Origin of the sequence: Streptomyces sp. PsTaAH-124 (assembly GCF_000373685.1) — a bacterium.
Taxonomy (GTDB): Bacteria; Actinomycetota; Actinomycetes; order Streptomycetales; family Streptomycetaceae; genus Streptomyces; species Streptomyces andamanensis.
In genome coordinates, this window is record NZ_KB892207.1 from 205,919 (window position 1) to 219,648 (window position 13,730).

Annotated in this window: 13 protein-coding genes; 6 read left to right on the forward strand and 7 right to left on the reverse strand. The window is 73.3% G+C overall.

Features of this window, described 5'->3' with window-relative positions; translation table 11 throughout:
- Positions 1-158: 158 nt before the first annotated feature.
- The 6 genes from B086_RS0134595 (at position 159) to B086_RS41525 (ending at position 6,301) form a co-directional block, all read left to right on the forward strand.
- Positions 159-1,292, forward strand: coding sequence for an acyl-CoA dehydrogenase family protein (locus B086_RS0134595; protein ID WP_018571020.1), 1,134 nt, complete (start codon positions 159-161; stop codon positions 1,290-1,292).
- Positions 1,293-1,528: 236 nt separating this feature from the next.
- Positions 1,529-2,635 carry an SDR family oxidoreductase gene (locus B086_RS0134600; RefSeq protein WP_026253078.1) on the forward strand — a complete coding sequence of 369 codons (1,107 nt, stop codon included), beginning with the start codon at positions 1,529-1,531 and terminating at the stop codon, positions 2,633-2,635.
- The gene (locus B086_RS0134605) at positions 2,632-4,029 is read left to right on the forward strand and encodes an aspartate aminotransferase family protein (protein WP_018571022.1); all 1,398 of its coding nucleotides are present in this window, start codon (positions 2,632-2,634) and stop codon (positions 4,027-4,029) included. The genes B086_RS0134600 and B086_RS0134605 overlap by 4 nt, the downstream gene beginning before the upstream one ends.
- A 185-nt stretch (positions 4,030-4,214) precedes the next feature.
- The gene (locus B086_RS0134610) at positions 4,215-4,700 is read left to right on the forward strand and encodes an SRPBCC family protein (protein WP_026253079.1); all 486 of its coding nucleotides are present in this window, start codon (positions 4,215-4,217) and stop codon (positions 4,698-4,700) included.
- On the forward strand, positions 4,693-5,274 hold the full coding sequence (locus B086_RS0134615; protein ID WP_018571024.1) for a flavin reductase family protein: 582 nt from the start codon (positions 4,693-4,695) through the stop codon (positions 5,272-5,274). Before B086_RS0134610 ends, B086_RS0134615 begins: the two co-directional genes overlap by 8 nt.
- A 208-nt stretch (positions 5,275-5,482) precedes the next feature.
- The gene (locus B086_RS41525; protein ID WP_018571025.1) at positions 5,483-6,301 is read left to right on the forward strand and encodes an esterase/lipase family protein; all 819 of its coding nucleotides are present in this window, start codon (positions 5,483-5,485) and stop codon (positions 6,299-6,301) included.
- Between the two features lie 71 nt (positions 6,302-6,372).
- Here B086_RS41525 and B086_RS0134625 read toward each other — a convergent pair whose 3' ends face one another.
- The 7 genes from B086_RS0134625 to B086_RS0134655 form a co-directional block, all read right to left on the reverse strand.
- Positions 6,373-6,987: a hypothetical protein gene (locus tag B086_RS0134625; protein ID WP_018571026.1), complete on the reverse strand. Its 615-nt coding sequence runs from the start codon at positions 6,985-6,987 to the stop codon at positions 6,373-6,375.
- 58 nt (positions 6,988-7,045) lie between these two features.
- Positions 7,046-8,098 (reverse strand): fatty acid desaturase family protein, encoded by a 1,053-nt coding sequence (locus B086_RS0134630; RefSeq protein ID WP_018571027.1) that lies wholly within the window; start codon positions 8,096-8,098, stop codon positions 7,046-7,048.
- A 52-nt stretch (positions 8,099-8,150) separates the two neighbouring features.
- On the reverse strand, positions 8,151-9,131 hold the full coding sequence (locus B086_RS0134635) for a hypothetical protein (RefSeq protein ID WP_018571028.1): 981 nt from the start codon (positions 9,129-9,131) through the stop codon (positions 8,151-8,153).
- 140 nt (positions 9,132-9,271) lie between these two features.
- Positions 9,272-10,336, reverse strand: coding sequence for a DUF2156 domain-containing protein (locus B086_RS0134640; protein WP_018571029.1), 1,065 nt, complete (start codon positions 10,334-10,336; stop codon positions 9,272-9,274).
- Positions 10,333-10,800, reverse strand: coding sequence for a hypothetical protein (locus B086_RS0134645; protein WP_018571030.1), 468 nt, complete (start codon positions 10,798-10,800; stop codon positions 10,333-10,335). Before B086_RS0134645 ends, B086_RS0134640 begins: the two co-directional genes overlap by 4 nt.
- A gap of 5 nt (positions 10,801-10,805) precedes the next feature.
- Complete coding sequence (locus B086_RS0134650) at positions 10,806-11,696, reverse strand: SAM-dependent methyltransferase (protein WP_018571031.1); 891 nt, start codon at positions 11,694-11,696, stop codon at positions 10,806-10,808.
- A gap of 219 nt (positions 11,697-11,915) precedes the next feature.
- Positions 11,916-13,463, reverse strand: coding sequence for an ABC1 kinase family protein (locus tag B086_RS0134655; protein ID WP_018571032.1), 1,548 nt, complete (start codon positions 13,461-13,463; stop codon positions 11,916-11,918).
- Positions 13,464-13,730: the final 267 nt, after the last annotated feature.

Here is a 13,730-nt window from a genome sequence, read left to right on the forward strand (position 1 = left end):
TCCACCGCTCATGCCTCCCCGTGCCCTTCGCGTGTCCCTCATTTCGTGCCGAGGGGTCCTGGTGCCCCGTGCGTAAACACAAGTGACGCTGCCACGACAGCGACACCGCGGACAGGTCGCCGCCGGCAGCGCCCGAGGACCAAGGAGCAGGGGACGACATGAGATTCCTGGACCGTGAACGCGCGGCCCTCACCAAACTGCTGCCGGGGCTCGACGACAGCCTGCGGGCCGTGCCGTTGATGACCCTGGAGCGGCCCGGCGGCCCCGGGATCGGGCTCTTCCGGGACAGCGGCGGCCCGGGGCTGCTGGCCCCGGCGTCCCTCCAGGGCCGGGGCGCCTGCGCACTCGACGCCGTACGGGTGCAGCGCGCCCTGGGCAGCCGTTCGCCCTCGCTCGCCGTCGCGACGACCATGCACCACTTCTCGATGGCCACCCTGGTGGGGCTCAGCAACTCCGGCGAGGGTCTGGAATGGATGCTCGTCCAGGCCGTCGCCACGGAGAACCAGCTGATGGCCTCGGGCTTCGCCGAGGGGCGCAGCGGCGCCGGCATCCTGTCGCCGTCGATGTCCGCCACCCCGACGCCCGAGGGGCTGCGGATCACCGGGGTGAAGCGCCCGTGCAGCCTGGCCCGTTCCATGGACCTGCTCACCGCGAGCGTGCTCGTGCCCCGGGAGGACGGCGCCGGCCAGGAACTGGCCGTGGCCCTGGTCCCCGCGGCGAGCGAGGGCCTGAGCGTCAGCGGCTTCTGGTCCAGCGGCTTCCTGGCCGGGGCCGAGAGCGACCAGGTGACCCTGGACGGGGTGCTGGTGCCGCCCGACCTCATGGTGCGCACCGCGTGTCCGCCCGGCGCCCGGCTGGACGAGGTGCAGACGATCGGCCTGGTCTGGTTCGAGCTGCTGATGACCGGCAGCTACCTGGGTGCGGCGAGCGCCCTGGTGGAGCGCGTGCTGCTGAACGACCGGGTGCCCGAGAGCGAGCGGGTCGCGCTGCTGGTCGCCGCCGAGAGCGCCGCCGCCTCCGTCGAGGGCCTCGCCCGGCGGGTGGACGAGAGCACCCCCGACGAGTCCACGCTCGCCGAGTCGCTCTTCGTCCGCTACGGCGTGCAGGACGCGCTGTCCCGGATCGTGCCGCGCGCGGTCGAACTGCTCGGCGGCCTGAACTTCATGACCTCCGACGAGGTCGGCTACCTCGCCGCCTGTGCCAACGGCCTGGCCCTGCACCCGCCGTCCCGTTCGCGGATGACCGGTCCGCTGGCCGCCTATCTGGCCGACGCGCCGTTGACCGTGGCCTGAACGTCACAGCACACCAGCGACACAGCTACACCAGCGATACAGCGCCCCAGCACCCCAGCACCCCAGCATTCCGACATCCCGGCACCGCGGCACCACGCCGCCGCCGCATCACCTCACCCGCACCCTGCTCCGCCCCGGCCGCACCGCCCGGCACGCCCGCGTGCCCGCGCGCCCGCCGCATCGAGCCCTCCCTGCCGACCAGCGCCGTCCCGTCTCCGACCGAGGGGATCTTCCGCATGCCTCATCTGCCCCCGCCACCGCCGCGCCGACGCCCGGTGCTCCTGCTCACCGGAGGCTCCGGTGTCCTGGGCCGGGCACTGATCGAGGAGCTTTCGTCCGACTTCCGGATCATCTGCCTGCGTCATCGCACTCCCGTGGACGACCCCAGGGTCGAGGAGATCCCCGCCGATCTGCTGGAACCCGGCCTCGGTCTGTCCCGGGCGCAGTTCACACGGCTCGCCGCCGACGTGGACCTCGTCGTGCACTCCGCGGCGGCCACCAACTGGAAGGCGGAGCCCGCGGCGATCTGGCGGGCCAACCTCGACGGCACCGCCACCATGCTCGCCCTGGCCGCCCGCGCGCAGGCGCCGTTCCATCACATCAGCACCGCCTTCGTGGCCAACCCGCTGGCTGCCGAGGAGCAGCGGCGCTTCCCCGGCGCGGCCGCCTATCTGGCCTCCAAGACCGCGGCGGAGCAGGCGGTGCGCGAGGCGCCGGTGCCGGGGACGATCCTGCGCCCCTCGGTGGTGATGGGCGACTCCGTCACCGGCCGGATCGCCGGGGCCCAGGGGCTGACCCGGGCGCTGGGCGCCATCGTGAAGGGCCAGGTCCCGGTGCTGCCGGGCGAGCCGGGGGCGCGTATCGACATGGTGCCCCAGGACGTCGTCGCACGCGCCGTGGGCGCGCTGCTGCGCGGCGGCGTCACCGAGGGCGAGTACTGGCTGACGGCGGGCGCGCAGGCGCTGCTCCAGAGCGAAGTGGTCGACATCTGCCTGGAGTTCGCGGACCGCTACGGCCCGCGCCCGCACCCGCCGCGCCTGATCCCGCTGGAGTCGGTGCACCGGCTGCTGCTCCCGCTGATCGAGGGCCCGTCCTTCCCCGAGTCGCTGCGCCGCCGCTTCCACACCTACGCCGAACTGCTGCTGGTCTTCCAGCGCGCGCTGCCCTTCGACTCCTCCCTCGGTGCCCCGCAGTGCGGTGCGGCCGTCGCCAAGGACGAGCTGCGCCGGGCGCTGTTCAGCAATCTGGAGGCGTGGGCGGCCGGGTCCGCCGGTCCGCGGCGGCAGCGCCGGACGCGTCCGGCGCTCCAGGGCTCCGCCGCACCCAGGGAACTGGCGTCATGACGGCCCTCCCGGCAACCGAGACGGCGCCCCGCCGGAGCGCGGACGCCCCGGAACCGAACACCCCGGAACCGGACGCCGCGCAACCGGAATCCCCGGAGCCGGATTCCCCGAAGTCGGCCTCCTCTGAGCCGGCCTCCTCGGTGGGCGACGCACACCCGGCAGCCGACGCGCACACCGCGCGCCTGTACCGCGAGCACCTGTCCGCGGGCCGGGCGGTGCTCGGCGAGGTGCTGGGCGGGATGGTGGAGACCAGGTCCGAAGGCGCCTGGGTGCACACCTCCGACGGCCGCGGCTACCTCGACTTCGGCGGGTACGGCGTCTTCATCCTCGGCCACCGGCACCCTGCCGTGACCGCCGCCGTGCACCGGCAGATCGACGCCCATCCGCTGGCCACCCGGGTGTTCCTGGAGCCGGTCGCGGCTCGGGCCGCCGCGGCACTGGCCGCGCACACGCCGGCCGGCCTCGACCGGGTGCACTTCGTCAACTCCGGCGCGGAGGCCACCGAGGCCGGGCTGAAACTGGCCCGCGCGCACGGCCGTACCGCCCTGGTCAGCACCGTGGGCGGCTATCACGGCAAGACCCTCGGCGCGCTCAGCGCGACGGCCAATCCGACGTACCAGGATCCGTTCCGGCCGCTGCTGCCCGACAGCGCGGCGGTGCCGTACGGGGACCCGGAGGCACTGGCGGAGGTGCTCGCCCAGGTCGGGGAGCGGGCCTGTGTCATCGTCGAGCCGGTGCAGGGCGAGGGCGGGGTGCGGATCCCGCCGCCCGGCTATCTGGCGGACGTGGGGCGGCTGTGCCGTACGCACGGCGCCTTCCTGATCGTCGACGAGATCCAGACGGGTCTGGGCCGGCTGGGCTCCTGGTGGGGCCTGGACACCGAACACGTGCGCCCCGATGTGCTGCTCGTCGGCAAGGGGCTGAGCGGAGGCGTGGTGCCGGTCGCCGCGATGGTGGCCACCGACGACGCCTACGCCCCCTTCTCCCGCGATCCCTATCTGCACACCTCCACCTTCGCCGCCTCCCCGCTCGCCTGCGCGGCGGCACTGGCCGCGGTGGAGGCCATGGAGCAGGAGGACGTGCCCGGCCGCGCCCGGACCCTCGGATTCCGGCTGCTGCACGGGGTGCGCACCGCCTGTACGCCGTACACCGGCGGGCTCGTGCGGGAGGTGCGCGGGCGCGGGCTGCTGATCGGTCTGGAGTTCGGCGCCGAGCAGGCCGTGGGCGAGATGATCCTCGAACTGGTCGGCCGCGGCGTCCTGGTGAACCACTCCCTCAACGCGGGCCGGGTCCTGCGCCTGACCCCGCCCGCCGTCGTCACCGACGACGAGCTGCGGCTCTTCCTCACCGCCCTGGCCGAGGCGCTGCACGCCGTGGCGGCCCGGGTCGGCTGACTGGCCGCGCCACCCCTCGTCCTTCCAGGCCCCCGGCCCCCGGCCCCGCCGCTTTCTCCTGTTTCCCGTGTCCCCGTGTCCCCACTTCCCTGATTCCCTGATTCCCCATTTCCCTGATTCCCGACTCCGTGCCCGACGCCGGCCGAACGGCCGAGCCGTCCCACGACTGCGGAAAGGTGCTTCTCATGCGTCAAGTGACCGTACGGGTGAACGCCCAGGACGTGCGTCCCGAGGCCGCCTACGAGCGGATCCGCGACTTCGGCCGCTATCCGGACGTCACCGAGACCGTGCGCGAGGTGGTGGTGCATCCGCCCGGTGCCGACGGCACGGTGGTGTCGGACTGGACCGTCCGGTTCCGCAACGGCCTGATGCGCTGGTCGGAACGCGACTCGTTCCATCCCGAGCGTCTGACGCTCGGCTTCACGCAGTTGCGCGGGGACTTCGAGGTGTTCGAGGGCACCTGGCGGTGCGCACCGGCCGGGGACGGCACCGTCGTGACCTTCGACGCGGCGTTCGACCTGGGCATCCCGACCCTGGCCGAGCTGCTGGACCCGGTCGCGGAGTCCACCTTGCGCACCAACATCGAACTGATCCTCGCCGGGCTGCTCGGCCCCGTCAGCGCGGCGCCCGCCGCCGCCCCGGCCCGGACGGCGGCCCCCGCCCGTGGCTGAACTCGCCCTGGCCCCGCGCAGAACCGGCCCGCCGCGCACCGCGGACTGGGATCCCCTGCGCGACGAACCCGGCCCCGACGCGCTCCGCTGCCTGGGCCTCTACACCAGACTGGCGGCGGGCGTCACGGTGGTCACCGCGCTGGACGCCGGTGGCCGGCCCGCCGGGCTGACGGTCTCGGCCCTGACCTCGGTGTCGGCCCGTCCCCCGCTGCTGCTGGCCTGCCTGCGCGGCGGCTCGCAGACACTGACCGCCGTACGGCAGCACGGTGCCTTTGCCGTCAGCTTCCTGACGGAGCGGCAGCGCTCCGTCGCCGAGCGGTTCGCCGATCCCGCCCTGTCCCCCGCCGCGCGCTTCCGGGGCGTCCCGGTGCGGCACGTGCTCGGCGTGCCGGTCGTCTCCGACGCGCTCGCCTGGGCGGTGTGCGTCGTCGAGGACGTACGCCGCTACGGCGACCACGACGCGGTCGTCGGCCGGGTCCGGGCGGTCGAGGCCGGCGAGGGCCGGCCGCTGCTCTGGCACGGCCGGGCCTTCCACACCCTCACCCCGCTCCCACCACAGACCGAGGGAAGTTGACCGTTCTCCCTCCCCAGGACGCCCGGCCACCAGCCCCAACGGCCGGGCGTCCGCGCATCCGCTCACCGACAGGACCGTTCAAGGAGGTCGTATGTCCCTGCCCCCCGTTCCCGGATCCCCTCCCCCGCCTTCCCCCCGCCCCCGGGCCGTCCCTCCGTTCCCCGGACCTCCGCCCCCCGGAGTCAACGCCGACGACGCCCGGACCGAAGTGACCCGAGCGCCCGAGCGGCTCTCCGGCAACGCCACGGCCGGGGGCCACATGGTCGCCGGCACTTTCGACACCGAGGCCGCCACCGACGACTGGGGCCGCCCGCCGGATCCGCGGCGCCCCTGCCCCGTCGTCCTGGTGCACGGCACGCTGGGCGACCGGCAGTACGTGTGGCGGGAGGCGGCACCGGCGCTCAAGGCCGCCGGACACCGCGTCTTCCGGCTCAACTACGGCGAGCTGCCCACCCTGCCGCGGCTGTACGGACTCGGCGACATCCGGCTCTCCGCGCGGGAGCTGGCCGCGTTCGTCGACCGGGTCCTCGCCGACACCGGCGCCGACAAGGTCGACCTGGTCGGGCACTCCCAGGGCGGGATGATCCCGCACTACTACCTGAAGTTCCTCGGCGGCGCGGACAAGGTGCGCCGGGTCGTCGGCATCGCGCCCAGCAGCCACGGGGTCACCGTGGAGGGCCTGACGGCCCTGGTCCGGCAGGCGATCGGGGTGCGGGACATCGTCGAGGAGGAGCTGCTGTTCCGGGTCAGCCCGGCCTTCGTCCAGCTGCTGCACGACTCGGAGTTCGTGCGGGAGCTGACCTCGACCGGCGACACGGTGCCCGGGGTGCGGTACACCGTGATCTGGTCCACGCGCGACGAGGTGGTCCAGCCGCCCACCTCCCAGCGGCTCACACCGAGCGAGCCGGGCCACGAGGTCACCAACCTGTGCCTCCAGGAACTGTCCCCGGACAGCCGGACGACGCACATGGCCATGCCGTACGACCCCGTCGTGCTGCGCGAGACGATGCGGGCCCTGGACGGCTGACCGGGTCCGCGCACAAGGAGGTGGGGTGAGTCCCTTCTCGGGACTCACCCCACCTCCTTGTGCGCGGCGGATCAGTACGCGGTGCACCGGCCCTTCTCGCCGTTCCAGAAGCAGACCTGGCCGACCACGTCGAAGCCGGCGACCCCGTTCGGGTCGATCTTGTCGAAGCGCGGCACCGGGATCTGGAGGCCGTTGATGCCGTCGCCGGTGAGCGGGCCGCTGGTCACGGTGCGCTCCGGCACCGGACTGCCCTTCTTCAGCTCGCCGTTGAAGTAGAGACTGCCCTCCTCACCGGTGTTCCAGGCACCGGTTCCGGTGCCCTCGACGGAGAACGTCGGCACCGGCAGGGCGCCGAAGCGGCCCGTGCCGAGGACATGGAAGACGATGTCGGTCAGCTCGGGCGCGGCGCCGTCGGGCGAGCGGCAGTCGCGGTAGCCGATGTACCCGGTCACCTGCGCCTGTCGGCTGAGCACACCGAGCGGCGGGCTGAAGTCCACCTCGGCGTCCAGGCGGCAGACGAGGTCGGGCACGGGTCCGGGTGCGGCCGCCGCCGGGGTGGCCGCGGCCGCCGGGGCGAGCAGGCCGGCGCAGGCCAGCAGGACGGCGGACAGCAGCGCCCCGCGCGGCCGGGACCGGCGGCGTACGGGGGACGCGGCGCCGGGGGCGGTGCTGCGGGTGTTCCTCATGAGCGGGTTCCTCTCGGATGTGCCGGGGGTGTGCTGGGGTGCCGGGGGTGCGCGAGGGTCAGGCGGTGACGGTTCCCGAGCGCAGGACCTCGCTCGCCGCACCGAGGTGGCGCGAGAGGTCCCGGTAGGACTCCAGGACGCCGGTCTCGGTGTAGGCGACGCCGCGCTCGGCGCAGAACTCCTTGACGAGGGGGCGGGCGTGCCGGAGCGCGGAGCGCGGCATGCCGGGGAACAGGTGGTGTTCGATCTGGTAGTTGAGGCCGCCGTAGAAGAAGTCGCCGATCAGACCGGTGGGCAGGGTGCGGGAGGTGAGCACCTGGCGTTCCAGCCAGCTCCACTCGCCGCCCGTGCGGGTGGGCAGTCCCTTGTGGTTGACGGCGAAGCCCAGCCCCAGCAGATAGCCCAGCAGAACCTGGTGCACGGCGAGGAACAGCAGCGCGCCCTGCCACGGCAGCAGCCAGAACAGCTCGCCGAAGAACAGCACCGCGTGCAGCGCCATCAGACCGCCCTCCAGCCAGGGCCTGCGCACCGCGCGCCGGCGCAGCGCGATCACGCCGGCGATGCGCAGCACGACGGACTCAAGACCGAGCAGCGGGAAGAAGAGGTAGCGCTGGTTGGCGGCGAGGAAGCGGGCGAACCCGGTGCGCTGCCGGGCCTGTTCAGGGGCGAAGATGGCCACCCGGCGCAGGATGTCCGGGTCCAGCTCCAGGTGGTTGGGGTGGTTGTGGTGCCGGTTGTGGTGCTGGACCCACCAGCCGAAGCAGACACCGAGCATGAGGTTGCCGTGGATCAGGCCGAGGGCCCGGATCGTCTTCTGGGAGCGGCTGATCTGCCGGTGCCCCGCGTCGTGCAGCAGGAAGGCGAGCTGTTCGTGCCAGACGGCCAGCCAGAGCGCGGCGAGGACCACCTGCCACCAGCTGCCGTCGCCCAGGACGAGCGCGGCCCAGCCGACGGCGTTCATCAGCCACACCGTGGTGATGGCGGCGGCGTACTGCCTCTTGCGGGGGTGCATCAGTCCGGCCGCGGTGACGCGCCGGGTCAGTTCGCGGAAGTCCTCCTCCGCGGCGCCCGGTTCACGCGGCGCGGAGTCGACTGCCGGGATGTCGGTCATGGGGGTGCCACCAGCCTTTTCGTTCACGGTGCGGTTCGGGGTGCGGGGCGCCTCACGGCGCGAGCCCCATGTCGGCGAGCCGGGCGCGCTGGGTGTTCTCGGCCCACTGGGCGGCGGTCAGCATCCGCTCCTCGGCGGTGGTGTCGGCGAGCCTGCGGCCCGGCCACACCTCGTAGTCACCGGCGAGGTCGCGGTGCTCCTCCAGGCCCTGCTGGTAGAGCTGTTCGCGGCGCAGGGTCAGCTCGCGCACGGGCAGCCGGGACCACAGTTCGGCACCGCGCGCGATGAGCGCGCCGATCCGCTCGCGCTCCTCGGGGCGCTGTTCCAGGTGGCGCCGGACGATGGTGGTGCCGACCGACAGATGGCGGATCTCGTCGATGCCGGCGGCCCGTTCGATCTGGGCGGCGGCCGGGTCGAAGGGCCACCACTTGCGTTCGCTGAGTTCGGCGGTGGGCGCGAGCACTCCCTCGACCAGCACGGTCAGGGTGATGACGCCGCCGATGTAGTCCCGCTGCTCACGCAGGACGTCGAGGCCGAACTCCTCCAGCGGCGTGAGCACGGCGTCCCGGTCGGCTCCCGCCAGTTCCTCCATGGTGCTCTCCAGGTCGGCCTGTTCGACGCCGAGTTCGAGGAGGTGGCCGCGGAAGGCGTAGGCGTGGCGGGCCTCGTCCATCAGCTGGGTGGTGTAGAAGTCCATGCCGCTGAGGTCGGGGGCTTGTGCGACCAGGTAGGAGATGGCGCGGGCCGCCTTCTCCTCCGCCATGGAGCGGAAGGCCAGTTCCTGCATCACGGCCCGGCGCAGCGGTCCTTCGCTCAGCATGTGCCCGGGGACGGTGACGTCCGGGGTCCGGCCCATCGGGTCGCCCGCGAGGGTGCCCTCGGGCACGGCGCGGAACCAGTAGCCGAGGTCGCAGCCCTCCGGTGTCAGGTCGGTGTGCAGCGCGCCGTCGAGCAGGCTCGGGGCGCGGTGCCGGTCGGCCTCCGCGGGGATCTCGGTGGTGCGGGCCGGGCCGTGGGCGACGGTGGTGGTCATCTCTGCCTTTCTGTTCGCGCTGTTCACGCTGTTCACGCCGGTCGGCGTCGCGGATTCGGGTCTGTTCGTACGGGGCTGCCGTGCGGGTTCGGGTCCGACCCGCACGGGCCGTACGCGTCGTGCAGGCCGTGCGGCGGGGGTCATACGGCCTTGGTCAGCCGCATCAGCCGCCATACGGCGCCGGGGGTGACCCCGCGCTGGAAGGCCAGGTACTCGGGCTCGATGTGCTGCGGGCGCCACTTGAGCTTGAAGGACTCCTGGGTGGCCGCCGGGTAGACGGCCCGTCCCTTGGCCGCGATGAGTTCCACGCAGCGCCGCAGCGCGCCGCTGGTCGGTCCGAACGCGCACGCGTCCGGGCGGAGCTGGACGAACGGGGTGAAGCCCAGGTGGAGCCAGCCGCACTCCTCGTCCTGGAAGCGGCGCAGCGCGGTGGCGAAGACCAGCTCGACCGTGCCGGGCGGCGCGTCCGGGAGCCGCCGGGTCAGGTCGTAGAGCCAGCCGGCGCGTGCGCCGAAGACGGGTGAGTACGACACGTAGGCAACCGTCCGTCCGGCGTGCCGGGCGGTGAACAGCCGTCGGTGGGGCGCGCCGGGGCCGCCGCGCTCGCCGATCAGGAAGTCCAGCTCCTTGACGTGCCGGCCCTTGTCGCGCAGCCAGGCCCGGTCGACGGCGTCGAGGGCCGCGCGGATCTCCGGATCGGCCCGCTCCTCGGCGGTCACCTCGGTGACGGTGACGCCCTCGCGCCGCGCCCGGTTGACCATGTTGCGCACCTTGACCATGCGCTGTCCGCCCAGGCCGTAGCCGTCGAGGTGGATGCTGAAGGAGGCGCCGAACTGGTTGACGGTGAAGCCGTGGCGGGCGTGGAGTTCGGCGGCCGGGCGCGCGAGCTGGACGGCGGTGACCCGGCGGCCCTCGCTCTCGGCCCGTGCCAGCAGCGCGGTGAGCAGCCGGTCCTGGTCGCCGGTGGCGCAGACCGGCCCGCCCAGCGGGAACAGGTGCCGCCGACCGCCCTCCCGGTAGGGGACGAAGCCGTCGACGCCGTCGGTGCGGAAGCGGCGGTTGCCCGCGTTCAGGGCGAGGAAGGCGCTGCTGTGCCCGGCGTGGCGGCCCAGCATGGCGTACGCCTCGTCGTCGGTGAGGGCGTCGGCGCCGCGGGGTGCCGCCGGGGGTCCCTGCGACGGCTGGCGGGCCTGCCGGGTGCTCATCGGGTGGCCGCCTGGTGCCAGGGCACGGAGGCGAAGTCGCGCAGCGCGGACTGGACCGAGGGGTGCGGGAGGGGCTCGAAGGAGACGGTGAAGGACTTGACGAAGTTGCCGAACAGGGCGCGGTCGCCGAAGAGATGGATCGGCAGGACGAGCAGCGCCCACTCCCAGCCGTGGACCAGCACCCAGGCGCCGAGGACGGCACCCTGGACGCTGAGGCTGTGCATGCTGTTGTACAGCACGTAGTAGACGCGGGAGATGCGCCGGTCGGGGCTGCGGTGGTACGCGACGGCACCGGGCAGATAGCCGATCAGGTCGACGTAGAGGAAGAGCACGGCGGCGGCCCACCAGCGGACCTCGGCGAGGTGCGCGAGGAAGAACCCGGCGGCGACGAGCAGCCCGAACAGGTACTCCAGGCGCAGCAGCCGGTAGGTGGTCGGAGTCTGGCAGAGGTTGTGGCCGTCCATCGCGCTCACCGCCCCGCGGCGGGCCGGGCGGCGGTCACCAGGAGCATGCTCTGCTTCTCCAGGCCGGGGTGGGCGGCGAGGTGGGGGGCGAAGCGCTCGACGGCGTACGGCAGGGCGAGCAGATCGGCCACCTCGGCGTCCCAGCCGCGCTCGCCGAACCAGTGCTCGGCGTCGGCGAGGTGCCACACCCAGGGGGTGCCCGAGCCGGAGAGGGCTTCGAGCCAGGGGCGGACGAAGGGCGAGTCGGCGGCGTCGGCGTTCAGGCACTCGGCGCCGAGCGTGCTGCCGGGCGCCGACAGGTCGCCCACGGCGGCGACGAGGCGGTCCACCGCCTCGGGCGCCAGGTAGAACAGGAGCCCCTCGCACAGCCAGGCGGTGGGCCGGCCCGGGTCGAACCCGGCGCCGAGCAGGGCCCCGGACCAGTCGGCGAGGAGGTCGGCGGCGACCGGGACACGGCGGGCGACGGCCGGCGGGTGCCCGGCCAGGATGCGTTCCTTGAAGGCGTGCACGGCCGGCAGGTCGACCTCGAAGAGGTCGATCCCGGCGGGCCAGTCCAGCCGGTGGGCGCGGGTGTCGAGCCCGGCGCCCAGCAGCACCACTTGCGGGCAGCCGTTGCGGGCGGCGGCCAGCAGGTGGTCGTCGAAGAACCGGGTCCGCACGGCCAGCCAGTCGGGCAGCACCTGCTGGAGCGGACCGCTGCCGGGCGGGGTGCCGGCCTCGCGGGAGCGGGTCAGGAACTCGGCGGCCAGCGGGTCGTCGAAGAGCGCGTCGGCGCGGGCGGACTCCTGGGCCCGCATCCGTACGGTCCACAGGGCCGTTCCCGAGACACCGTCCAGCGCGGCGGACGCCGGGTCCGTCTCGTGGTGGATGTCGTCGTGCGGCAGGAACATGGGCATCGGTCGGGATTCCTTCGTCGGAGGTGTCGGAGACGGCGCGCACGCCGGGCGGCGGAGCGCGGCCGGGTGCGGAGCGGAAACAGGTGAGGAGCGGAAGCAGGGTGCGGAACGGAAGAGGTGGGGAGCGGAGCCGGACGGGACCGGGCGGGGCCGCGGGGCGGCGGACCCGGTGCGGTGTACGCGTCGACACATCGACACGGGGCCGCGTGGTGTACGAGGTCAGCGCGGGGCGCGGCGCCGGTCGAGGAACAGGGCCGCGGCGCCCAGGGCCATCAGCGCGCGGGAGGGAGCCCAGGGGCGCTGCCCGCCCATGGAGGAAGGGGTGTACGGCTCGTTGACCTGGAGCGCGAAGCGGCGGTTGGCGGCGTCGGCGAGCACCCCGCGCCACTGCTCGGGCCCGGAGGTCACCGCGGTGAGCAGGTCCATGGTGTTGCGGGCGACCTGGTCGAGGGAGAAGTACTCGCGCAGCAGGGCGACGATGATGCCGCGCACCTCGGACTTGAAGACCTCGGCGAGGGCGATGTCCGGCGCCAGGCAGCGCACCGATCCTTCGAGGTTGGCGAAGGACTTGCCGAGCAGCGAGATGGCCGGCGCGGAGCCGATGCCCCGCCGGGTGGCCTTCTCCAGCACGGTGGTCAGCGACACTCCGAAGTTGATGTCCTCCAGGGAGGCCGTGGCGACCTTGGGTACCAGCGCGGCCATGTCGGAGGCGAAGGCGGGCAGGTTGGACCAGGCCGTGACGCGGCCCATGTCGGCCCAGGCCCAGGCCAGGCCGTGGCCGTCGTTCTGGGCGATGGACATGAGCAGCGGCAGCAGGCGCAGGCTGGTGCGCCGGTCGAGCCGGCCGACCATGCCCCAGTCGATGAGGGTGGCCGGGCCGCCCGGCTGGGCGAAGACGTTGCCCGCGTGCGGGTCGGCGTGGAACATCCGGTCGACGAAGTAGCCCCGGTACATGAAGCGGAGCAGGTCCTTGCCGATGTCCATGCGTTCCCGGTCGCTGAAGGCGCCCCGGTCCGCGTGGCGTACGGAGGTGCCGGGAGCGAGCGACTGCACCAGCACCTTGGGGGTGGCGTGCACCACGCGGGGTACGGCGAGATTGGGGTAGCGGCGGATGTGCTCCCGGGCCTCGTCCATGTTGCGGGCCTCGCCGGTGAAGTCCAGCTCGGGCTCCATGGCGTCGAAGATGGAGTCGAGCATCGCCTCGACGTCGATGACCTCGTTGAAGCGGGGTGCGGTGCGGGCCAGGATGCGGGACGCCTTGCGCATCAGGGCCATGTCGGCGCGGACGGTGTCGCGGATCCCGGGACGCTGGACCTTGACCACGGCGGGCCGTCCGCCGGGCAGTTGCACGCGGTACACCTGGGCCAGTGAGGCGGCGCCGAGCGGACGGGTGGTGTCGACGTCGTCGAAGCAGAGCTTCCAGTCCGGCCCCAGTTCCTCCCGGAGGACGGGTTCGAAGACGGAGAACGGCTGGACGTCGACCTGGTCGTGGAGGTTCTGAAGTTCCGCGATCATGGCGGGCGGCACCATGTCGGGCCGGGTGGACAGGATCTGCCCGAGTTTGACGTAGAACGGGCCGAGGCTCTCCAGCGCCCGGCGGACCGCTCGTGCGCGGCGGGCGCCCTCTCCCGCCGAGGGGGCGTCCTGCGACGGGGAGCCCCGGCCGAACTGCTTCCTGGTCCGGGCCAGTTGGCCGACCTCGTCGGTGACCAGGCTTCCCAGCACCTTCACCACCAGCCGGAGCCGGCTGCCGAGCGGGGCACTCATGTGCCACTTCCTCCTGATGTCGCGTGTCTGCGTGTCCGCGTGACGGGGTGAGTCCGCAGGGCACGCCGGATCGCATGTGCCGCATGTGTCACGTGCGCCGCATGTGTCACATGCACGGTTGTGCCACGTGCACGGTTGTGCACGGTTGTGCCGTTTGCGCCGCATGCTGCGCACGGCGCCGCATGTCCGCGTGCCACCGTCCCGCGATGTCCCGGCCGGTCCGCCTTACGGTGTCCCGGCTGGTCCGTCCTTCGGTGTCCTGACCGG

Excerpts from the sequence above, each read along its gene's own strand:
- B086_RS0134595 (WP_018571020.1), top strand. The coding sequence starts at position 159 with ATGAGATTCCTGGACCGTGAACGCGCGGCCCTCACCAAACTGCTGCCG.
- B086_RS0134600 (WP_026253078.1), top strand. The coding sequence starts at position 1,529 with ATGCCTCATCTGCCCCCGCCACCGCCGCGCCGACGCCCGGTGCTCCTG.
- B086_RS0134605 (WP_018571022.1), top strand. The coding sequence starts at position 2,632 with ATGACGGCCCTCCCGGCAACCGAGACGGCGCCCCGCCGGAGCGCGGAC.
- B086_RS0134610 (WP_026253079.1), top strand. The coding sequence starts at position 4,215 with ATGCGTCAAGTGACCGTACGGGTGAACGCCCAGGACGTGCGTCCCGAG.
- B086_RS0134625 (WP_018571026.1), bottom strand. The coding sequence starts at position 6,987 with ATGAGGAACACCCGCAGCACCGCCCCCGGCGCCGCGTCCCCCGTACGC.
- B086_RS0134630 (WP_018571027.1), bottom strand. The coding sequence starts at position 8,098 with ATGACCGACATCCCGGCAGTCGACTCCGCGCCGCGTGAACCGGGCGCC.
- B086_RS0134635 (WP_018571028.1), bottom strand. The coding sequence starts at position 9,131 with ATGACCACCACCGTCGCCCACGGCCCGGCCCGCACCACCGAGATCCCC.
- B086_RS0134640 (WP_018571029.1), bottom strand. The coding sequence starts at position 10,336 with ATGAGCACCCGGCAGGCCCGCCAGCCGTCGCAGGGACCCCCGGCGGCA.
- B086_RS0134645 (WP_018571030.1), bottom strand. The coding sequence starts at position 10,800 with ATGGACGGCCACAACCTCTGCCAGACTCCGACCACCTACCGGCTGCTG.
- B086_RS0134650 (WP_018571031.1), bottom strand. The coding sequence starts at position 11,696 with ATGCCCATGTTCCTGCCGCACGACGACATCCACCACGAGACGGACCCG.
- B086_RS0134655 (WP_018571032.1), bottom strand. The coding sequence starts at position 13,463 with ATGAGTGCCCCGCTCGGCAGCCGGCTCCGGCTGGTGGTGAAGGTGCTG.